A 21,993-nucleotide genomic window follows, 5' to 3' on the forward strand; every position below is an offset into this window, starting at 1 on the left:
TTAGGCTGGCCCGTGCATCGGTATCGGGAATCAACCTTTAATCGAGCCAATCATGACGCCTTTAACGAAATGCCGCTGCACGAACGGATACATCAGCAGTACAGGTAAACTGGAGACGATAATGACCGCGTATTTGATGCTTTCGGCAAGCAGGATGCTTTCTTCCAGTCCCACGCTGCCGTCCACGGCATCCGATTGGCTGATCAGCAAAATTTCGCGCAGCACCAGCTGAAGCGGGTGCAAATTCTCGTTACGAATATAGATGAGCGCATTAAAGAACGAATTCCAGTGGCCTACCGCATAAAACAACACCATCACCGCCAGAATCGGCTTGGATAGAGGCAGAATGATACTGAAAAGCAGCCTCCAGTTGGAGCAGCCGTCGATATGGGCGGCCTCCTGCAGCTCCCAAGGAATGCTCGATTGGAAATAGGTCCTCATCACGATCAGATTGTATGTGGCAATCGCGCCGGGAACAATCAGCGCCCACATCGAATCGACCATTCCCAAATCCTTAACTAGCAGATATGTTGGAATCAACCCTCCGCTGAAGAACATCGTCAGCGTGATAAACACCATGATCGCATTTCGCCCCGGAAGGTCAGGCCTCGATAGCGGGTAGGCCGCCAAAATCGTCATGATGATATTGATCACTGTGCCGACGACCGTATAGAAGATCGTGTTACGATATCCCGTCCAAATCTTTTCGTTTTGCAAAATATTCGTGTAGGCATCCAGCGTTACGCCTTTCGGCAGCAGCCAGACTTCGCCGTTCAATACCCTGGTCGGATCACTGAACGAAGCGCTGACAATGAAGATCAACGGGTACAGCACAATGACGATAATGATCGCGGCGATCACGTATATGATGACATCGAATACCCGTTCATTCGTGGCCTCTTTTACTGTCGACGGCTTGGACATGGCGCGTCCCCCCTTTACCATAAGCTTGTCTCTGACGTCTTGCGCGCAATCCGGTTTACGAACAGCAGCAGGAGCAGATTGATGACCGAATTAAACAGTCCGATCGCTGACGTGTAACTGTATTCTCCCTTTAAAATGCCTGTCGTGTAGACAAAAGTGGAGATGACGTCGCTCGATTCCAGATTCAGGTTGTTCTGCATCAACAATATTTTCTCAAAGCCAATGTTCATGAAATGGCCGATATCCAAAATGAGCAAAATGATAACGACAGGCGCGATTCCCGGCAAAGAGATGTGCCAGATGCGCCGCAGCCTCGATGCCCCGTCCATCTTAGCCGCCTCGTAGAGCTGCGGGTTCACCCCACTTAGCGCCGCAATATAGATAATGGATTGCCATCCCATGTTCTGCCAGATGTTAGAGCCGATAAAGATGGTCTTGAACCAGCCGGCTTCCTCGAGAAAACGGATCGGCGTACCGCCGACGGCCTCGATTAACAGATTGATCGGACCGCTATTGGGCGAGAGGAACACGTTTAGAATGCCAACGATCACAACCACCGAAATAAAATGCGGTATGTACGTAATGTTCTGCAGCCATTTGCTGAAGGTTTTGCTGCGTATTTCATTGATGATCAACGCCAGCAGGATGGGAATCGGAAAGGCAATCAACAAGGAAAACAAATTAATGGACAGCGTATTCCACAGCAGCCGCCAGAAATAATACGAATCAAAGAAGCGTTCGAAATGCCCGAAGCCCTCCCAGCTGCTGCCGAGGATACCTTTTGCCGGATTGAAATTTTTAAACGCGATTTGCAGCCCGTACAACGGACCATAGTGAAAGACCAGATACCAGACGACCGGCAGAAGCAGCATGAGATACAGGTCATATCGCTTGGCCATTTGCCTTAATAGGCGGGAACCCCGCCTCGAATCGCTTCGAGGCAGAGCCATCGATGAATCGGCTTTGACACGCTTCATGGGCATCCACTCCTTATCCATGGTGTAGCAGCATTATTGCTGCATCTTGTCATAGGCATCCTGATACAATTTCTCCAGCTCGCCGATTTTCATCTTCTGGAGCGTGGATTGGAATTCTCCCCACTTGTCGAATCTAAGCGCGCCAACAATGAATTTCGTGCTTTGCTCTTCGTAATATTTGTCGATATCGTTGCGAAGAATGTTGACCTGCTGCGCGGTTTGCTCATCAAACATCGGGGCGGAGTAACGAACCTTCGGCATGAACGGATCCAGCTGCTGCTGCGCCTCCTGTACCTGCGGCGGGTTGATGAACGAGGCAACCTGTTCGCTAATGATGTGAGGTGCCCCTCCTCCCGCATAAGGCGTGATTTTGGCCTGATTGGTAATATCCTTTAGGAAGTCCTCCGTATAGTACGGAATTCCGTCCTTGAGCTCGTAGTGCTCCCCTTCCCTGCCGAACCTCAGAAGCGTCGAACCTTCGTCACTATAGAAATAATCGATCCAGCGCATCGTGACTTCCGGGTATTTATTAATGGACGTGATCGCAAAAGCTCCAAAATCCCGTGCAATCGGCAAGGCCTGGCTTTGCATTCGATCTCCGCTTGGGCCAGCCGGAGGCGCTATTCCGGTATACTGGTCCTGGATCGACAAGAAGTTATTGTTGGTCTGATCAAAGAAGAATCCCGCATTTCCCGAGCCCTGCTTGGCCAAATATTGCGCTTCGGTGTGCGAGAAGATCTCGGGATCCAGAAGCTTCTCCTTGTAAAGCTTGTTTAAGTACATGAGCATCTCTTTATTCTTGTCGCTGCCCATCCAGATTCTCACTTGGTCGTTGTCGATATTGATGTTATACCCGAGCTGCGTATCCAATCCGAATGAGCCGCTCATCGCAGCCACGATCGCCAATCCGACACGGGCCGTCATCGGAATTTCATCCTGCTTCCCGTTGCCGTTCGGGTCACCATCCCGGAAGGCAAGCAGCACCTCATACAGTTCATCCGTCGTCTCCGGCACCTCCAGATTCAGCTTCTCCAGCCACATCTGGTTGATCCATTTCTTATCCGTCCGCGCCGCGCCCAGCGTCACAATGCCCGGAATCGCATAGATATGCCCCTCCGGCGTCGTGATGCCCGCGCGAATTTCGGGATATTCCTCCATCAATTTTTTCAGGTTCGGCGCATATTCATCGATAAGGCCTTCCAGCGGGATCAGCTGGCCTGCCGATCCGTAACGAACAGCCTCAAGCGGCGACAGACCGGAGCGGAACAAGGCATCAGGCAGCTCGTTGGAAGCAAACAGCAGGTTTTTCTTCTCCTGAAAACCGTCCGTCGGCGCTTCGATGAATTCCACCTTGACGTTGCTCAATTTCTCATAATCCTGGAACACCGGCATCTCCTTGAACGGACCGTTCACGGGCGCAATCCGGGTGAACATTTTGAGATCTACAGTCTGCTCTACGATTGGAAACCCTGTAGTATGAACAACATTCTCTGTACCTTCGGGTGCAGCTTCTTTCTTCGAACCTCCATCGGAACTGCATCCGGCCAGCATCAAGCTGGAAGCGATCATCGTGATGACCGCGTTTCTTCCCCAGCGTTTACGCATAAATAAGCGACCCCCATATCCCTTCATTCACCAAGCGACATTTGTAAGCGTTTACCACCTGGTGTGTGATTATTATAATTCACCCTTTAAGACGGCCCATTACAAAAATATGACCATTTACTCCACATATTTTACGATCTGTGAACGGCAGCATCGCTTCATGCTCCACCTGCCGATCCGAATACTGGGGTTTTTGCCTATCCTCTTCCCAAGCGGTTCAAATACTCCTGCGGAGTTACCCCTGTTATTTCCTTGAATACTTTAAAAAAATAGTTATGGGTCGTGAAACCCACTTGATTGCTGATTTCCTTGATCGAGTATTTGCCGCTTTCCAGCAGCTTCCGCCCTGCATCGATCCGAACCTGATTCAGATACTCCGAGAACGTCCGCTGCGTCTCTTCCTTGAAGATCCTGCTTAAATAAGAAGAGTTCAAGCCGATGGCACCCGCGGCCAGCTCCAGCGTGACATAACCCGGATACCTCTCCAGAATAAAATGAACGGCCTGCGTGACATGCCGTGAATACGGTCCCGCCGCACGGTGCTGCTTCAGCAGGTCAAGCAGACCTGCATAGTAGGATTGCAGCCATTGCACCAGCTCCCCGACATTGCCGATTCTTCCAAGTTCGCTTCTTGAAGGAAGCTTCTCCTTCACGGCTTCCGCAGATGGCAACCATGTCTTCCATACCTTATCCCCGGTTAACATGAGCTCGCTGACGATCATCTGAATGGTATGCGAATGGACCGGCAGATGGCGGATCGAAGCAAAGATGGAGGAGATTAACCCGTGCACGTCATCGATATCCAGCCTTTCAATTGAAAGCAGAAGCTGCTTGTGTTCCTCGATTGTCAAAGATACGCGCTGATGGTTTCCGCCGGCAAGTCCCCCGGCCCGGCCCGGCATCCTTGAAACCGCATTGCTTCCGGACGGCTCCATGGTGGAAGCGTCGAGCACCCGCTCAGCGGAGCTATAACTTGAGCCGAGTTGTGACAAGCTGGTGCACACATGTCCGACGGAGACCACGCATTTTAAATTAAGGAACAGCTCGAGCGCATGTTGAAGCTTCCTCATCCGTCCGGCGATCTCGTTCTTTATGGCATGTTCGCTCCGCTCCTTGAACGCAAACACGACGATAAACCGCCCATCCTCCACGTAAGCTGCCGTCCGCTCCTGAATATCCCCCAAGCTCTGCTGCATCATATCGACCGCCTGCTGAACCAGGCGGTTCGTTTGCACGTCGCTGTATGACTCCGTCAGCAGCAGGAACGGAACAATCTGCACGGCCGCTGCCGCATAGCTTAACGCGTGGGTGTACAGGCTGTTTTTTTGTGAAAAAGCCTTAACCTCCGTGGTTGCAACCTTCCGTCCGCTAACCAGGTACACGATATAATCGCGGATCAGCGCGGGATTCAGCCTTTCGGCCACGGCCTCATGAGTCATGCGTTCTTCCAGCCGATCCTCCTGCCGTAATTCCAGGACTGCTTTGTTTAACAAGGCAACCAGCGCTGCACCGTCCAGCCGATGCTTCAACAGATAATCGATGGAGCCGTTCTTTAGGCACTCCCTGACGTAATCATAATCATCATAGCTGCTGAGCATAATCGTCTGAATGAACGGAAACCGCTCCTGGATCGCCCGATTGAGCTCTACGCCGTTCATTTCGGGCATATTCACGTCAATGATCGCAATATGCGGGGGAGACTGCTCAATCATGGCCAAGGCCATCAATCCATTATGCGCTTGGCCGCATAATTCGAATCCATGCTCATTCCAGTCCAATAACGTGCGCAGATCATGCCGTACCAATGGCTCGTCATCAACGAGCAGCACTTGAAACATGACTTTATATCACCTCTTGTCGGGATTTGTCCGCACTCTCCATTTTTTTCGGCAGCCGGACCTCGGCCTTCGTATATAAACCCGGCTCACTGTACAGCTTGACGCCGTACGAATCGCCGTACATGTGAACGATCCGCTCATGCACACTCCGCACGCCCATACCGCTAAAACGGGAGGTTTCCCCCTTCTTGCCCGTCTCGCCCAGCAGGTGCGCCCTTTGCCCTTCCGTTATGCCCTTGCCATTGTCGATCACTTCAATCTTCAGGTCACTGCCCTCATCGCATACGCGTATCAGCACGAGCCCTTCCTGCTCCATCGCGCCGATACCATGAATGACGGCATTCTCCACAAGGGGCTGCAGCATCAGCTTCAGCACCCGGCATTCCAGCAAAGCATCGTCCTCAACCTGGGTGACCATCCGGATCGGCTCCATATACCTGTACTTCACGATCGAGATATAACGTTCAACATAATCCAGTTCCTCCCTCACCGTCAGAAATTCGCTAGAATTGCCCAGAACGCCGCGCATGAGCTCAATCAGCGATCCGGACACCTCTTCGATATTCGGCACGCCGTTCATCTTGGCCAAATACTTGATGGTGTTAAGCGAGTTGTATAAAAAATGCGGATGAATTTGCGCCTGTAGCGCCGTCAATTCGGCCTCCCGCTTCTCCTTCTCGCTGACCCGAATCCCTTCGAGCAGTCGCTTCAATTCCTCCACCATGCTGACAAAGACGCGGTATAGCTGCCCGGTCTCGTCCTCGCTGGTTATCTCCTTTCTCGGAAACGTCAGATTCCCTTCCTTCACGAACATCATTAAGGATTTCAACCTCCGGATGTTGAGGGTAATTCGGGAAGACACCTGCAGCGAACCGATCAGGACTACAATGAAGACGATAACCGATACCTCCGCCAACAGTTTACGGAGTTTTGTTGATTCGCTAAGCAGCGAATCCATCGGTATCAAAGCCAGGGTGGTCCAGCCCGTATAACCGGATTGGCGGCTGACTACGATATAGTCTCTGCCGTCAATGGCTTGCTTGATGGCGTCCCCATCCCCTGCGAGTTCCCCATGAATGTTGAGGATCTTCTCGAACGAAGGGGCAAAGGACGGCGCCGATTCAGCCTCGTAGACAAACCCGCCCTGCTTGTCCAGCACGTAGATCATGCTATCGGTGGTCGGCTTCACGCCGTATGTTTTTTGGATGAAATCATAATTCAAATCCACCATGACAACCCCGATCGGTTCACGGTTATATCGAATCTCCCGCCCGACCGTGATGACATCGGACACCCCGGTCTGCTTGAAGTACGCGTGACGCGATCCATTCTGGAGCATATAATCCATCATTCCGGTCCCCAAGACCGTCTTATCCAGCCACGGACCACCTGAGAAAAACACCTTGCCGTTTAAACCGACTACGGCAATCCGAGAAATATAAGGCTTGTAATCGATCAGAACGGATAGAAACTCATCGATCCGTTTCTGCTCTTGAAACCATTCATAACTAATTTCTTCATGAGGGCTCAGCAGGGTGTCGATCACCGTGTTTTTGTTGGTCACCACGACGGTGTTCAGCCGGTCGATCTCTTCCAGCATCATATTCAGCGATTCATCCGCCTGCCTGATGCTGTCCGAAACCGAGGTGATCGCATTCTGCATGATCGTCTCGCGCATGCTCATATATACGATGACCGTAATGGAGACGATGGACACAAGCGTTACTGCACTGAACGCAATAAAGATTTTCCCCTGAATACTTCGCCTCGGTGATATCCACCTTTGAATCGTAGAGAATTTCATGGCGCGTGTCTCCTTTTTCCAGATCAGAAGAACCAGATCGTAAACGTTTACAAAAACGCCAATGCCGTCCGTACGGTCAGCATCGAGCTCCGCGCATGGTTATGGGAGGCACCTTATAGTAGATTTTGAAAGCCCTGGTGAACGAATATAAATTCGGATAGCCGAGAGACAAGGCAATCTCGGTAATTGTTGCGTCCGTTTCTTGTAACAACCGTTTCGCCTTTTCCATTCGAATGCGCTGAAGGTATTTTAACGGCGGCATTCCAACCTGATGGGTGAACATGTTGGAGAAGTATGACCGATGCACCCCGGCGAATTCGGCAACCTGCTGTACGGATATCCCCTCGGTGGCATGCAGCTCCATATAATCCAAACACTCGTGAATCCATCCCGCAAGTTCCGTCGGCTTCGCGGAGGCCATATCCGGGACCATGCCGGCGAGCAGTCCATAAATCAAGCCGTGCAGCTCCAGCGATACCGCCGGTTTCCAGCGCTCGACTCCGGCCAGGGCATCAATCACGCGTTCGGAGGATTCCTTGACCTTAGAGGATATCATTTGTTTGCCGAACGGGTTGTCCGGAAATAAGCCAGCCAGCTCCAGCAATGGCTTGACCCTGTTCCCGTCCACTGCTAACCAGCTCATCTGAAGCGAGGTATCCGCAGGCAGCATGTGATAATAATATGTCCGGCCCGGAAACAGGCAGAACAGATCATTCTTTTGCAGATCCACTCGTTTGTCATCGAACTCCAGCCGCACCATGCCTTCATGTACAAAATGCAAGCTGTAACACTCGATTCGTTTCGGTCCGACCCTGTAATTGGGCTTGGCTATGCTTCGTCCCGCCCGGACAGGCCAGATCTGTTCCTCTTTATCCAAATATCCAGGCGTGTAATAGATGAACTCCGCATACTCATATTCGTATTCCTGCATGATGGCTCCCTCCTTTTTCATCATTTTTTCTATCAAGAATAACAAAATGACAATAAAAATATAACACCCCGCTATTTTTATAACCTGATATTTTCAATATTATCATACTAGGAGGCGATTACACTTGTCGAGAAGACCTAACATTTTGCTAATCACAAGCGATCAGCAGCATTGGAATACAATCGGAGCATTTCAGCCTGAAATCTCTACGCCCAACCTGGACCGCCTTGCGCGTCAAGGAACGACGTTCGATCGGGCGTATTGCCCCAATCCCACCTGCACGCCAAGCCGGGCATCCATCATTACGGGGCAGTACCCGAGTCAGCATGGAGCATGGACCCTGGGGACAAAGCTGCTGGAAGACCGCCATACCGTGGGCGAGAGCTTTCAAGACGCAGGCTATCGAACCGCACTGGTGGGAAAAGCGCATTTCCAGCCGTTAAAATCTACGGAAGATTACCCATCCGTGGAGGCCTACCCGATTCTTCAGGATTTGGAGTATTGGCGGAATTTTAACGGACCTTATTACGGATTCGATCACGTCGAACTGGCCAGAAACCATACGAATGAGGCCCATGTCGGACAACATTATGCCCTATGGCTGGAGGAGCAAGGATGTGCCAATTGGCGGGAATACTTCCTGCCCCCTACGGGAACTATGGATCCTACCCAAACGTACACATGGCCCATACCGGAACAATACCACTACAATACCTGGATCGCCGAGCGAACCAACTCTCTTTTGGAGCAATTTAAAAAGGCGGATGACCCCTTCTTTATGTGGGCGAGCTTTTTCGACCCGCACCCGGCATACCTGGTGCCGGAACCATGGGATTCGATGTATGATCCGGAACAACTCACGATCCCATCCCTGACGCCTGGTGAGCATGACCGCAATCCGCCGCACTTCCGCTTAACGCAGGAAGAAAATCCGGATTTTTCGCATCTCGCTGAAACCGGGTTCGGCATTCACGGCTACCGTTCCCATCATTATTACGAATACGGCTCGAAATCCAGGTTAACGGAGTATGACAAGAAGAAGCTGGTCGCCGTGTATTACGGCATGATCAGCATGATGGATAAATATATCGGCAGCATTCTCGATAAACTGGATGAACAGGGGCTATCCGAGGATACGATCGTTGTTTTCACCACCGATCACGGACATTTCTTCGGCCAGCACGGCCTTCAAGCCAAGGGCGGGTTCCATTACGAGGATTTAATCAAGCTTCCATTCATTGCACGGTATCCAGGACGGGTGCCTGCCGGAAAAAGGACAGATGCGATGCAGTCTCTGGTCGACCTGGCCCCAACCTTCCTATCCTTCTGCAATATACCGATACCGCCAGCGATGACTGGCATCGACCAAAAGGATGTGTGGCTCGGTAACGCGGACGCAGCGCGGCAGCATGCTCTCTGCGAATTCCGGCATGAGCCTTCGACGATTCATCAAAAAACGTACATCGAGCAGCGCTATAAGATCACCGTTTATTACAATCAAATCTACGGCGAGCTCTTTGACCTAGAAGCGGATCCCGGCGAGCTGCGCAATTTATGGGATGAACCGGGGTACGAGCAGCTAAAGGCGGAGCTTCTGCTCAAATACATCTGGGCCGAGCTTGGCAAGGAGCCGATGCCGATGCCGAGAATTCATCACGCCTGATGAAAAGGACAAACGCATATTTTAGCAGTCTGAAAAAACGATTGACGCTGCTGGCCCGGCTATTTTGGACCTTCTGCTGCATCGGACCCTCTACCTTCGGGGGCGGGTATGCCATGCTGCCCATTATTGAGCGCGAAGTGGTAGGCAAGAAAAAGTGGGTAAACGAGGAGGAAATCGGTGAGCTTATCTCGCTTGCCGGTTCCGCTCCCGGCGGAGTCGGCGTGAATGCGGCCGCGATGATCGGCCACCGGCAAGCCGGTATTGCCGGGGCTGTTTCGGCTGTGCTTGGAGTGACATGCCCCACTTTTTTGATCGTGATTCTGATCAGCGCAGGTGCCGTTTTTTTTCGGGATCAACCCAAGGTTGAAGCCGCTTTAAAGGGGATGCATGGCGCCGTTATTGCGTTAATCGTCGTCGCTGCTTACCGGATGGCCAAACATGCCGTCTTTGATGCGACAACAACGATAACCGCGCTTGCCACCGTATCGGTGATGCTGTTTACAGGCCTGCACCCCCTCTATCTCATTGCTCTAAGCTTACTATGCGGAATGGCCGTCATTCCGATCAAAAAACGGCTGGGCTTTCAAGCGAATACGGAGAAGAAGGCTGCGTCCAACAGTCACCCGGAATTGGAATATTACATTTGAGCGAAACGAATCGGGGCGATTGAAACATGTATTGGGACTTGTTCATAATGTTCATCAGTGTAGGCCTCGTGTCCTTTGGCGGCGGTTATGCAGTAATCCCGGTCATTCAGAAGGAGGTAACGGAAAAAGGGCTGCTGACTGCAGCAGAATTCCAGCAAACCGTGGCGCTGGCCGGCATGGCGCCCGGTTCGATCGCCACCAATGCCGCTACGCTGATTGGCTATCAGTCCGCCGGCTATATCGGAGCCGCCGTCTCCACCGCTGGCATCATCCTGCCGTCGCTGGTCGTCATCGTGCTGCTCTCCGCCCTCTTCTATCGCATGCGGAGCAATCCATGGGTCCAATCTTCTCTATACGGTCTGCGTCCCGTAACGACAGGACTCATTGTATATGCAGCCATTTACTTTGGTTATCCTGATGAGTGTGAAGGGCTCATGCAGGGCCTGATTCCTACGCTGCTAATTTGCGGAGCCTGTTTATTTCTCTTGCTGAAATACAAACTTCACCCGTTGTTGATTCTCCTCATGGCCGGTGCTGCAGGTATTGTTTTATTCTAATAAGTTGGATGGCTGTCGGCCGTGTGTAAAGGATTGGACAAGGATGACTTTCCAAAGCATGAATAAGAAGCCGGAACCTTCATGGTCCGGCTTGTTTTCGTTTCTTTTTCTATGGTGTCATCCGTTCAGAAATTCGTTTGGCCATCCACTCGTTTACGTCCCATAGATCCGTAACGGGAGCTCCTGTGAAGGGCAGCGTATGCATGTAACCGGAATTGGCAGGCCCGAATTCAGGCGTCATGCTGGTATAACCGAACCCTTGCTCTCTCCGGTATTGGACAATTCGTTTCCACCAGGTTTCAAAGGCCGCAAGCTCCCGGCCATATTCAGGCGCCCCGGGATGGGGAACCTGAGGTCCCTGAGCATAGCCTACGCGCGCATGAATATGGACGGTCCGTTGAATAGCGACCTCCATGTCTTCCGCATAATCTTCCAGCAAGGACTCGGTTACGCAGCACCAATGGCTGAAATCGGCTGTAATGCTCAGCTCGGGCAACTCCTCAAGCAGGGTTCGCGTCATCCATGGCGTGAACATCGCCCGCGATCGGTGGGTTTCATGGCCGATAGTGATCCGACCTCTTGCTCGATCTTTAACGCGGCTTCGAAAAAACGCAACTGGTCCTCTATCTTCATGCCATCACGGGCACTATGGGACACAATCAGTTTCGGATCGAAATCAGCAGCCCGGCGTACCTGCTCAGCGAAGGTTTCTTGATGGGGAACGGAAGTGACCACCTGGGCAATATAGTGAAGCTGAAGTTCGACAAGCAGGTTTTTGAATTCGCGTTCCAGATCCCGAGGAGGCAGCGGGGCTTCAATCCCCGCATAACCGGCTTGTGCAGCCCGTGTCAGTTGGTCCCTGTAGCTTCCTTCCATGCCCCATAGAGCCTTATACAGCTGAATGTTCAATTCACGAATTCTCCCTTCTCAGGTTATTCGTTGACGAATTTCGTTCCGGCTATATTCTTCCCGCGGGCCAGCCATACCTTAAAGCCGGGGTTCTTATCCGGATAGACCAGCGCTTCCGTCGAGAAATACCGCATGGTGTAGCCGCAGCGGCGGTACGGGCTAGTATTCGGAGCCGCGCCGTGAATGATGCGCGAATCGTGAAGCGAGCATTCTCCCGCTTCCAACTCGAAGTTCCGGAAGACAGCGGATACGAGGAGCCATTGAGTCTGTGCTCGCCTTTTCCGGAAACCACATAACTCAGCTCGTAAAATTCATGCCAATGCAGCGGAATCGTCCCCGGATGAATGCCGTGAAATACCTGAACAGGCGCGTGGGGCTGTAATTGGTAATCCTCATTGGTTAGCCTGGGAGGCTGCTTGGTTGCCACTTAAGATGCTCCTTTTCGCTTTTGATTTCACAATAACTCCAACACGGATAAGGGCGAACAGGCTAGAATCCTGTTCGGGCGATGTCCTGCCGATGCGATTCGGCCAGCCTTGCGAAGTATCGAATGATGAAATCCCGGAACAGTACCGCAGTATGCATGAGGTATCGGTCCTCGGGCCAAGACAAGGAGATTGAGCGTTTGCACCAGCTTTCTTCGAGCCGCAGCTGGACGACATCAGGTCCGGTTGACCCGCCCCACGTAACGGCCGGCAGAAAGGCAACTCCCTGACCGGCTCGAATTAATCCTCGGACGGTGGCGGGATCGTCGCTCTCAAATCGGATACGGGGGATAAATCCGGCAAGGCGGCAGAACGCATCGGTTGTTTCACGCAGCGATTTACCCGGAGGCAGGGTAATGAAGCTCTCTTCCTTGAGCTCCTGCAAGCTGACATGGTTCCGATCCGCGAGCGGGTGCTCGGCGGGAACGGCAACCACGATATCCTCTTCGAGCAAGCAGACCGACGCTGTTCCCTTTGGTGGTGTTGCGCCATCGGATAGGCACAAATCGAAGCTCGGCATACCTTCGGATGACGAAACGTGCTGCTGCAATTGAAACTCTGCATTCGGCCATTCTTTGCGGAAATCGGCCAGTAGATCCGGCAGTAAATGCGAGGAGACGCGAACATCAAACGTGATGGCGGCGGAGACGCAGCCATTAGCATCCTGCAGCCGCAGCTTTCCATCCTCCAGCGCTTGCAGCGCGATATCCACTTGATGGAGGAACAGCTTGCCGTGCTCGTTCAGACGTATCGTTTTATGCTCCCTTTTGAACAGCTTGGTTCCCAGCTCGGCTTCAAGCGACGCAATCATTTTGCTTAGTGCCGGCTGAGAGATATGTAGGCTATGGGCTGCTTTCGTCATGTGCTGCATTCGGGCGGCAGTCTGAAAATACTTTAATTGCAACAGTTCCATTCCGATCCCCACTTTCTACAATACATAACCTAAAAGTTATAATGAATATAAATCAATATATATTAGGGTTCATAAAATATACAAGATATAATAGTCTCAAATCGTAAGGATAGGAGACGATCAACTTGATCGTACAGACATTATCAGGAAAAGTTGCAGGCGTAAAATTAAAAGGTTCGTATGTATTCCGGGGCATCCCTTATGCAGCCCCGCCAATAGGTAAGCGAAGATTCAAGCCTCCGGCACCTCCGCTCTCCTGGCCGGGCGTGAGGCAGTGCAATCCATTCGGACCTATCGCACCGCAGAAGCATAATCCGCAAGGCTTCATGCCGGAGCTTGTGCAGTCCGAAGATTGCTTAAACTTAAATGTATGGACATCAGGCGCAAGTGAAAAATTAAAGCCCGTCATGGTCTATATCCATGGCGGCGGGTTCGTGTCGGGGAACGGAGCGGAGTGCGATGGAGCCCGTTACGCAGCAGAGGATGGGATCGTCTACGTATCGATCAATTATCGTCTTGGTGCGTTAGGTTTTTTGTATTTGGGAGACCTGCTCGGCAAAGGGTATGAAACCTCCGGAAACAATGGCATGCTCGATATCACGGCTGCCCTCCGATGGGTTCAGTTGAATATTACTGCTTTCGGCGGCGACCCGTCGCGAGTAACCGTCATCGGCAATTCTGCCGGGGCCAAATGTACCGCCACCCTCTACGTGATGGAAGCGGCACAAGGCTTATTTCACCGGGCTATTGCCCAAAGCGGCGCAACGCAGTCGATACGGGATAACCAAACCGCCAATGTCACGACTATCCGGCTGCTTGAAGAGCTGGGATTATCCCAAGCGCAGGCGCATCAGTTGCTTGAACTTCCTGCGGAAATAATAATCGAAGCACAGTCAACGATCGGTTCCGATACCTCGCGCAGCCTGCATATGTTCGGCCCGGTATCCGATGGCCATGTTATCCCCGTAGATCCCCTGGCGAGCCTAACCGGCAGCATCGGTCTGCCGCCGCTGTTGATCGGCACGAATGAGGATGAAGCAGCCATCTTCATTCAGGATGATCCCGTGCTCCAATCACCGGCCTTCGAGACGCTCGAACGATTCTTCGGCGCGAATGCCGCTGTCGTGTGGGATGCTTATGGTCGTTATAACCAATCGATGTCATCGAGTGATGCGTGGAACAAAGCATTAACCGAGCATCTATATACGATTGGAGCGATGCAGTTCGCAGAAGCCGTAGCATCGTCCGGATCATCGGTATGGATGTATCGGCTTCAATGCGGCGGCACACTCGGCGCGATACACGGTTATGAAGGCAGTCTCATCCATGCGGCGTTAACTCGCAATCCCATGTCCGAAATGCCCATCAATGAGGATCCATATGCTGTAACAGCTGAGAGTTATGCACTGGCAGACGCCATGCGGGAAGCATGGGTTGCATTTGTACAAAGCGGAGATCCGAATATCCCTGCGCTGCCGGCTTGGCCCGTCTATGGAAACAGGTACGCCACCATGGTTCTGGACAAGATTTTCTCCGTTCGCGATGACCTGCCGGTTCCGGCCGGGATCGGCGTTCCTCATCAGGTTTGGAGGATGTTCTGATGCAGTTGGTCGATATTGCCCTGGTTATGGTGCTGCTCGGACTCCTTCTCGGTTTTGTAGGTGCAGGCGGCTCAGGTTTCATTATATCCATCCTAACCGTCGTATTCGGTTATCCCATTCATACCGCGCTGGGTACCGCACTGGCGGCGATGTTCTTCTCGTCGCTTTCCGGTTCTGTCAGCCATTACCGGGAAGGGAACATGGCACTGAAGACGGGGGCCGTCGTCGGCTTGGCCGGTGCGGCAGGGGCATGGGTCAGCTCAGGCTGGTCCTCGCTTATTCCCGAGGATAAGCTGGGCTTCATGACATCCGGTATGCTGTTCGCCTCTGGACTAGCCTTATGGTTCAGGATGCTGTACGTCTCACGTCGGTCGAAGGCTTCCGGGGACTCGGTGCCACCCGTCATCCATGACTTCCGATACTGGCTGCAGGCGCTGCTAATCGGACTCATAACCGGCGCCTTATCGGGGCTGTTCGGAATCGGCTCCACCCCTTTCATCCAGATCGGGCTTATGCTGATCCTCGGTATGTCGATGCGTTTTGCCGCCGGCACGACCATGCTGGTCATTATGCCAATCGCACTGGCCGGAGGAGCCGGGTACTTCTCGATCGGGTACCTGGATGTTCAACTGCTCGTTGCTGTTGTGATCGGTACGATGTCCGGCTCGTATGTGGGGGCAAAGTTTACGAAGCGGGTACCTGTTGTCTGGCTAAAAACCTGCATGGTCCTTACCCCAATGATTGGTGCTGCCATTCTATTGCTGTAGAGGCTGCCCTTTATGCGGCTTTCAAAGTCTATATGTTCTTATCGTCCGACACAACATGCCAGTCAGTCATCTGAAGCAACGTTTCCAGTTGAACACATTCGTTTTATCCTACTTCGCCAATCAGTTGCAGCTCTATTTGTTTCATTTCATAAAAATATCCCTGCTGCTCCATCAGCTCTGCATACGTGCCCGCTTCAATGACCCTGCCTTGGTCCATGACCAGAATCCGGTCCATCTCTTCCAAGCCGGTCAGCCGATGGCAAATCAGAACAAGCGTATCGTTAACCGCTTGCGCCAACAGATGCCGAAAAACACGCTGCTCCGTAACGTAATCCAGTGAAGACGTCGGTTCGTCCAGCAGCCATAACCGTCCTTCTCGAAGCATCGCTCGGGCCAAGGCTAAGCGCTGCTTCTCTCCCTCGGACAAGTTCTCCCCTTTTTCATACACCCTATCGTCCAGGGACTTATTCGGCAGCTGCACTTTATCCAGTATATCCAGCAACGCTTGATCAGAATGATGTTCCTCGTTCAGCAGCAGGTTGTCCCGAATGGTGCCCCGAAAGAAATGGCTGTGCTGCAGAACTACCTTTGAGGCTCGCCAAATGCTCGCTTCATCCAGTTCCTTAACCGACGTATCATTTAAACGAATCTGGCCGTTTGTCGGCGTGCGCAGCTTGAGCAGCAATTCGATGAGGGTGGTTTTCCCTGATCCGCTCGGCCCGACAATGGCCGTTTTAGATCCCGGCGGTAGATAGAGGGTAATGTCTTTCAACACTGGGCGCCATTCATCTTCATATTGAAATGAAACACCGCTCAGCTCAATGGAAACGGCTTTCTCGATAGGCAGGACACCGCTTGGCTGCGGCGACTGCTTATCTGCGGCATGAACCGTTTCCGCAAGCCGAGCTGCCGCATGTTCGCTATCCAGCTTATAAGCAGGCAATGTGGCCATTGGCGCAGCTTCTTCAAACACCGTAAGCGAAGCCATGACCAGCATGGCTAGAAATACGCCGGCAAGCGAGCCATCCATTATTAAATAGGCGCCAAGAATCAGTACGCCCCATGAAATCAGATACGTTACAAAAACATGCATCGATTGCCCGCGCAGCAAATGCCGGGCTGCCGCTTGCTGTTCCGCTGCCAATGCGGCGGAGGTACGCTGCAGCTGCCGCTTCCGCTTTTTCATTTGCCCGTATACTTTCAAATCGCGGAATCCGTATAGCAGCTCGGTCACTTCTGTGGAAAGCGCCGCTCGTTCTTGGCGCACGCGGCCATGTATCCTTCTCTGTCCGAGGAGAACAAGCCCGGGAACCACAAAAGCCGTTGCCAGCATCCCCAGCACAAACAAACAGGCAATCCAGAATGAAAAGGCGGACGTAAACAAAACCGTAGCCAGAAACACCATAACAACAATGACAGGCGGATAGGCAACGCGCAGAAAGTAATGCTGTAAGCTCTCCACATCCCCGACGATCCGTGCGAGCAGCTCCCCGCTCCGCTTTTTACCCAATATCCCCGGCGTCAAAGGAACCAGCTTGGCAAAAAAGGATGTCCGCAAACGGCTGAGCAGAGAGAATGTCGCCCGATGGGAATACAAGCGTTCCGCGTAGCGGCTTGCCGCCCGCAGCAGACCCAGTATTTTTACCAGGGACGTCAGCACAATCAAGGTATAAAGCGGCGGAGCAAATACAGTCTGGGAGATCAGATACCCGCTTGCGGCGAAGAGGCATACACCTGCGATGCCGGCAACGAATCCTCCGAGGATGGCGATGGCAATATCCTTCCGTTCCTGAATCATCGCCTTGGTTAAAATAGCCAGCTCATTCATGCGAGTCCCCCTTTCCGCTGCGCATCCACCAGGTCAGCATATTGGGGCAGACGCCCTAGAAGCTCATCATGGCGCCCGCTGTCCAGCAGCGCTCCGTTGTCCATAAACAATATCCGATCGGCATGCCGTATCGTGTACAAGCGGTGCGCCACGGTAATCATGGTCGCCTTGCTTGCAAGCTCGGCAATGGACCGCTGCAGAACACGTTCGGTGTGCAGGTCCAATCCGACGGTGGGCTCATCAAACAAAATAACGGAAGGCCGCATCAAAAAAGCACGGGCCAGCGCCAGCCTTTGCTTCTCTCCGCCTGACAATCCCCGGCCCCCTTCGCCGACAAAGGTGTCATAGCCCTGCTCCAACTCGGCTGCAACCGCAGCAAGTCCGGCGGCCTCCGCCGCCTGTACAACTTCTTCCCTGGTGACGTCCCTGCCAGCGCCAATCGCAATATTGTCGGCAAACGTGCCGGCAAAAATATACGGATGCTGGGTAATGTAGCTGACATGTTCAAACCATGAAGCCTCATCGTAATGCGCAAGCGGACGTCCGTTCACCAGTACTTCTCCCGACGTTGGCGCAAGCAGCCCGGCAATGAGATGCAGCAAGGTGGTTTTGCCGGATCCGCTTTTACCGACGATGGCGATTTGCTCCCCTGGCCCAAACGACATGGAGCCGGCAGTAAGCTCGAACGAATCCGTCCCATACCGAAAGCGGACATCCCTCAATTCGATGGTTGGCGGCATCCGAATCAAACCCAAATCGGCTGTCCCAGGCTTATCCGCCATATCTATCGGATCGGCCTGGTGTGTTCTGTCCTTTTTCCCGGCCTCCCCTTGCCCATCTGTCACTGCTCCTGCTTCCCTTGTTTCCGTAAGCATCTCCTCTACTTTTCGGATGGCCCCCATGCTGGTACGACCGCTGTGAAAAGCAGTTCCCGTGTTTTTTAACAGGCTGTAAAATTCGGGCACCAGCAGCAGGATCAAAAAGGCGGTGTGGAAGGAAAGCGATTTGAAAACCAGCAGCTGCAGCGCCAGCTCAAGCGCGACAACGCCAATGCTAAGCATGACGATGGATTCCAGCATAAAGGTGTTGGTAAATGCAATCCGCAAAATGCCCATGGTTGCATCCCGATAACCAAGGCTACTGCGTTCAATTTCCTGCTGCTGATGATCCGTCCGACCAAACAGCTTCAGCGAAACCAGCCCTTGAAGAGAGTCGAGAAACGTACCGGAAAACTCGGCCAGCTGTGCGAATTTCTCCTCCGATTTGTTCTTTGTTTTCAGCCCCACAAGCACCATAAATATCGGGATAAAGGGGGCGGTAACCAACATAATCAAGCCGGAATTCATATGCTCCGTAAAAACAATGACCAGAATCAAGACAGGAATGATGGCGGCTTCTATCATACGCGGTATATATTGGCTGAAATAACTGTCTGCCTCGTCCACGGCATCCAGCGCCACGCTGACCTTTCCGCCTGTTTGTCCGCGAAGCGTTGAAGCTACGGAAGCGTTAGCCAGCTTTTTCAGCACCGCTGCTCGCATCTCCGTCTTGGCACTGGCAGCCATGTGCAAGCCGATGATCCCGTTTCCATAAGACAGCAGCGTCCGCACAGTCATCACAGCCAGCAATGCGCCAAGTATGGCAACAATCGACGAAAAGGAAGCTCGCTGGACAAAAATCCGCTGGACCGCTTCGGCGAGCAGCGCAGCCTGGCCTGTCATGGCTGAACCGAGCGCAAGCGACATAAACCCCAAGAGAATCAACCGTTTCCTTTGTGAAGACATTTGCTGGGACAGCAGAGTGGTTTTCCCCTTCAAATAAACTCCCCTCCTTTGTACAAAACCGATGCAAGTACCCCTACATAAGTGATACCCAAGCCCCGATTATTTTTTGCCTTTTACATAATCCGCATCAAACAGAAATAGCCTGAAGACCAGTATAAGGGACGGAATCAGCAGGCATAGGCCACCGATAAAGGCTGCCACAAGCGCAGCGCCCATCGACTCATGCGTGGCCCCGCTCTGAATGGTAATGTACGGATCCAGAATATAAGGATACTGCCCGATGCCGTATGCAAAAAATGCACAGAAAAATTGCAGCATGACACAAATAAAAGCCAGTCCGTAGCGGCGTCCTTTGTACAGCAGCCATATGGCTGCCATGAAAAAACCAACGGAAAGCGCCAGCAGCCACCATAAATCCATCATGTTTTGAAAATGCCGCTCATTATGCTGACTGAGGAAAATAAATGCCGTGAGCGCGGCAATAATGGTGGGCGTACTCCAAAACAGGGCATAGGTGCGCACCAGCTTTAACGCTGGCTGATCGTCCGCCCGGGAGGCGTAGAAGGCCAGGAACGATCCGCTTATAAACAGCACCGATACGATGGCCAATGCAACAATGCTCCACGACAACGGACTGGTGATGAGCGTCCAATATTCCAAAGAAACAGCCCCGCCTCTTTCCACAATAAAACCGCCTTCGGAAAGCGTTAATGCTACCGACAAGGAAGCCGGAATCAATAAACCTGTGGCCCCATATAAAAACAGATACACGATATTTTCTTTGGAGCCGTAATTTTCAAACGCGTAAAAGGAGCCGCGGATCGCCAGCAGAATAATGGCGATGCTTCCCGGTATAAGCAGCGCAGAGCCATAATAATAGGCCGTGTCCGGGAAAAAACCGACGATGCCGATAAAGAAAAAGACAAAAAACACATTGGTAATCTCCCACACCGGCGATAAATAACGGGATATCAATCGATTGATCAGGTGGTCCTGCTTCGTCAGACGGGCATAGAAGGCAAAAAAACCAGCGCCGAAATCAATGGAAGCTATAATTAAATAGCCGTATAAAAACAGCCAAAGGACGGAGATGCCTATCAACTCGTAATCGATCATACCGGCTCACCCTTTCCCGTGGTTTGATCGCGCTTCTCTTTTACAATCTCGTCCAGCTCGGCTTCTGCCGGTTTATTACGGAACAACCGTCTCAGTACAAAGACACACATGGTCCCCAGTACAAAATACAGCAGCAGGAAGAGGAAAAAGAGAATCCTCACATTCGGTGAAGTCGTAGCTGCCTCCTCTACGCGCATATATCCGCGGATTATCCACGGCTGCCGCCCGAGCTCCGCATAGAACCAGCCCATTTCAACGCCCAAAAATGCAAGGGGCGCACTAAAAACAATGGCCCGAAGCAGCCACTTGTTGAGCTCATTGCGTCTCTTCCAGAACAAAAACAGGAAATACAGGACCGCAACGGCCAACAGAACAAAACCGATCCCGGCCATGAAATCAAACAAATAGTGGACAAGCAGCGGCGGTCTTTCATCCATCGGAAACTCCTCCAGCCCCTTTACCTCGGCACCAAAGTCTCCAAAAGCCAGGAAGCTGAGCGCTTTCGGAATATGAATGGCTCCCATGACCTTCTGCTCCGCATTGAGCCAGCCCAATAATATTAAATCCGCACCGCTTTCCGTTTCAAAATGCCATTCTGCAGCGGCCAGCTTCTCCGGTTGATGCTCTGCCAGAAACTTGGCCGACATATCCCCGGCTAAGGTTGTCAGCAGGCTGAACACCAGAACAACCCCCATCATAAGTTTCAATGCTTTTTTGTAATATGCCGAAGCCCCTTTTCTCAGAATAACGTAGGCTGCGATACCCGCCAGCAGGGCAGCGCCCGTTAAATAGGCCGAGGTTAGTACATGGAATACTTTTGAAGGCGTCGCCGTATTCATCATCGCTTGCAGCGGGTTAACCGCCGTAAAGTGGCCTGCCTCCATGACAAAGCCTCCAGGCTGATTCATGAATCCGTTCACCGTCGTAATAAAAATAGCGGACATGCCTGCCCCGGCAACAATCGGAATCGTCAGCAGCCAATGGATATACGGGTTGCGGAACCGATCCCACGTGTACATATATATCCCCAGGAAAATGGCTTCAAAAAAGAACGCAAAAACCTCCATAAATAACGGGAGCGCAATGACATTCCCCGCCACTTGCATAAAGTTCGGCCAAACAAGCGCAAGCAGCAGGGAGATCGCCGTTCCAGTCACCACGCCAACCGCCACCGAAATAACGAACCCTCGTGTCCACCTTTTGGCCATGAGCGTGTAATGGAGATCCTTCTTACGTATACCAACGAATTCGGCAATGGCAATCATTAACGGAACACCGACGCCAACCGTGGCAAAAATGACGTGAAACGCCAAGGTTAGCCCCGTCAGCCATTTGCTCCACAGCACCGTATCTATAACCACGAGATCCTGCCTCCTTTCAAACCCTGTTCATTCGTTTATCGGGATTAACCCTAATAAGTACATACCCGATATTTAAACGTTATTATAACGAAGGAATATCTCAAATGAATCACGAAAGCCTCTCGTTCAATAAACAATCGAATCTTTCCGACAACTCGGTGAAAAACAAGAAAATCACTCTATCGGGTCATTGTTCTATTAACCGATGTATGGTATTTGAAGCTGCTGGGGCGTAAGCGGGCCGACGGCTTGCGAATGCATTATTGTCGTCGTCAACCATTCA

General features: G+C 52.1%; 19 protein-coding genes and 1 pseudogene. 5 read left to right on the plus strand and 15 right to left on the minus strand.

Annotated features, from left to right (window positions below):
- Positions 1–30 precede the first annotated feature (30 nt).
- From ACQKPA_RS10600 to ACQKPA_RS10625, 6 genes are all read right to left on the minus strand, one after another.
- On the minus strand, positions 31–924 hold the full coding sequence (locus tag ACQKPA_RS10600) for a carbohydrate ABC transporter permease (RefSeq protein WP_427491974.1): 894 nt from the start codon (positions 922–924) through the stop codon (positions 31–33).
- A gap of 14 nt (positions 925–938) precedes the next feature.
- A complete protein-coding gene (locus ACQKPA_RS10605; RefSeq protein WP_427491977.1) occupies positions 939–1,901 on the minus strand; it encodes an ABC transporter permease in 963 nt (320 codons plus the stop codon).
- Between the two features lie 33 nt (positions 1,902–1,934).
- Entirely contained in the window at positions 1,935–3,506 is a 1,572-nt protein-coding gene (locus ACQKPA_RS10610) for an extracellular solute-binding protein (RefSeq protein WP_427491979.1), read from the minus strand.
- 197 nt (positions 3,507–3,703) lie between these two features.
- Complete coding sequence (locus ACQKPA_RS10615; protein ID WP_427491981.1) at positions 3,704–5,344, minus strand: response regulator; 1,641 nt, start codon at positions 5,342–5,344, stop codon at positions 3,704–3,706.
- A 4-nt stretch (positions 5,345–5,348) separates the two neighbouring features.
- Positions 5,349–7,148 (minus strand): sensor histidine kinase, encoded by a 1,800-nt coding sequence (locus ACQKPA_RS10620; protein WP_427491984.1) that lies wholly within the window; start codon positions 7,146–7,148, stop codon positions 5,349–5,351.
- 76 nt (positions 7,149–7,224) lie between these two features.
- Positions 7,225–8,079: an AraC family transcriptional regulator gene (locus ACQKPA_RS10625; RefSeq protein ID WP_427491987.1), complete on the minus strand. Its 855-nt coding sequence runs from the start codon at positions 8,077–8,079 to the stop codon at positions 7,225–7,227.
- Positions 8,080–8,203: 124 nt separating this feature from the next.
- Here ACQKPA_RS10625 and ACQKPA_RS10630 point away from each other — a divergent pair, with 124 nt between their 5' ends.
- From ACQKPA_RS10630 to ACQKPA_RS10640, 3 genes are read left to right on the plus strand one after another with little or no spacing between them, the layout of a single operon-like run.
- Positions 8,204–9,742 (plus strand): sulfatase family protein, encoded by a 1,539-nt coding sequence (locus tag ACQKPA_RS10630; protein WP_427491989.1) that lies wholly within the window; start codon positions 8,204–8,206, stop codon positions 9,740–9,742.
- Entirely contained in the window at positions 9,742–10,389 is a 648-nt protein-coding gene (locus ACQKPA_RS10635; RefSeq protein WP_427491992.1) for a chromate transporter, read from the plus strand. The genes ACQKPA_RS10630 and ACQKPA_RS10635 overlap by 1 nt, the downstream gene beginning before the upstream one ends.
- A gap of 26 nt (positions 10,390–10,415) precedes the next feature.
- A complete protein-coding gene (locus ACQKPA_RS10640) occupies positions 10,416–10,946 on the plus strand; it encodes a chromate transporter (RefSeq protein ID WP_427491994.1) in 531 nt (176 codons plus the stop codon).
- A 109-nt stretch (positions 10,947–11,055) separates the two neighbouring features.
- On the opposite strand, the gene ACQKPA_RS10645 is transcribed toward ACQKPA_RS10640, so the two are convergent.
- From ACQKPA_RS10645 to ACQKPA_RS10665, 5 genes and pseudogenes are all read right to left on the minus strand, one after another.
- Complete coding sequence (locus ACQKPA_RS10645) at positions 11,056–11,466, minus strand: hypothetical protein (RefSeq protein ID WP_427491996.1); 411 nt, start codon at positions 11,464–11,466, stop codon at positions 11,056–11,058.
- Positions 11,463–11,855, minus strand: a complete 393-nt coding sequence (locus ACQKPA_RS10650; RefSeq protein WP_427491998.1) for a hypothetical protein — start codon at positions 11,853–11,855, stop codon at positions 11,463–11,465. The genes ACQKPA_RS10645 and ACQKPA_RS10650 overlap by 4 nt, the downstream gene beginning before the upstream one ends.
- Before the next feature lie 23 nt (positions 11,856–11,878).
- On the minus strand, positions 11,879–12,079 hold the full coding sequence (locus tag ACQKPA_RS10655) for a hypothetical protein (RefSeq protein ID WP_427492000.1): 201 nt from the start codon (positions 12,077–12,079) through the stop codon (positions 11,879–11,881).
- Positions 12,076–12,282: pseudogene (locus ACQKPA_RS10660) on the minus strand (AraC family ligand binding domain-containing protein); the annotation flags it as partial. The pseudogene ACQKPA_RS10660 and the gene ACQKPA_RS10655, both read right to left, overlap by 4 nt.
- 62 nt (positions 12,283–12,344) lie before the next feature.
- Positions 12,345–13,253 (minus strand): LysR family transcriptional regulator, encoded by a 909-nt coding sequence (locus ACQKPA_RS10665; protein WP_427492002.1) that lies wholly within the window; start codon positions 13,251–13,253, stop codon positions 12,345–12,347.
- Positions 13,254–13,378: 125 nt separating this feature from the next.
- Between ACQKPA_RS10665 and ACQKPA_RS10670 the strand changes: the two genes are divergently transcribed.
- Positions 13,379–14,854: a carboxylesterase/lipase family protein gene (locus ACQKPA_RS10670; protein WP_427492004.1), complete on the plus strand. Its 1,476-nt coding sequence runs from the start codon at positions 13,379–13,381 to the stop codon at positions 14,852–14,854.
- On the plus strand, positions 14,854–15,621 hold the full coding sequence (locus tag ACQKPA_RS10675; RefSeq protein WP_427492006.1) for a sulfite exporter TauE/SafE family protein: 768 nt from the start codon (positions 14,854–14,856) through the stop codon (positions 15,619–15,621). The genes ACQKPA_RS10670 and ACQKPA_RS10675 overlap by 1 nt, the downstream gene beginning before the upstream one ends.
- A 103-nt stretch (positions 15,622–15,724) precedes the next feature.
- On the opposite strand, the gene cydC is transcribed toward ACQKPA_RS10675, so the two are convergent.
- From cydC to ACQKPA_RS10695, 4 genes are all read right to left on the minus strand, one after another.
- Entirely contained in the window at positions 15,725–17,449 is a 1,725-nt protein-coding gene (cydC, locus tag ACQKPA_RS10680) for a thiol reductant ABC exporter subunit CydC (RefSeq protein WP_427492007.1), read from the minus strand.
- Positions 17,446–19,266, minus strand: coding sequence for a thiol reductant ABC exporter subunit CydD (gene cydD / locus ACQKPA_RS10685; protein WP_427492009.1), 1,821 nt, complete (start codon positions 19,264–19,266; stop codon positions 17,446–17,448). Before cydD ends, cydC begins: the two co-directional genes overlap by 4 nt.
- Before the next feature lie 66 nt (positions 19,267–19,332).
- Positions 19,333–20,349, minus strand: coding sequence for a cytochrome d ubiquinol oxidase subunit II (locus ACQKPA_RS10690; RefSeq protein WP_427492010.1), 1,017 nt, complete (start codon positions 20,347–20,349; stop codon positions 19,333–19,335).
- Positions 20,346–21,710, minus strand: a complete 1,365-nt coding sequence (locus ACQKPA_RS10695; protein WP_427492012.1) for a cytochrome ubiquinol oxidase subunit I — start codon at positions 21,708–21,710, stop codon at positions 20,346–20,348. The genes ACQKPA_RS10690 and ACQKPA_RS10695 overlap by 4 nt, the downstream gene beginning before the upstream one ends.
- Between the last annotated feature and the right edge of the window lie 283 nt (positions 21,711–21,993).

The sequence above is a fragment of the Paenibacillus sp. NPDC093718 genome (genome assembly GCF_050279985.1).
In the GTDB taxonomy this organism is placed as follows: domain Bacteria; phylum Bacillota; class Bacilli; order Paenibacillales; family Paenibacillaceae; genus Paenibacillus_AQ.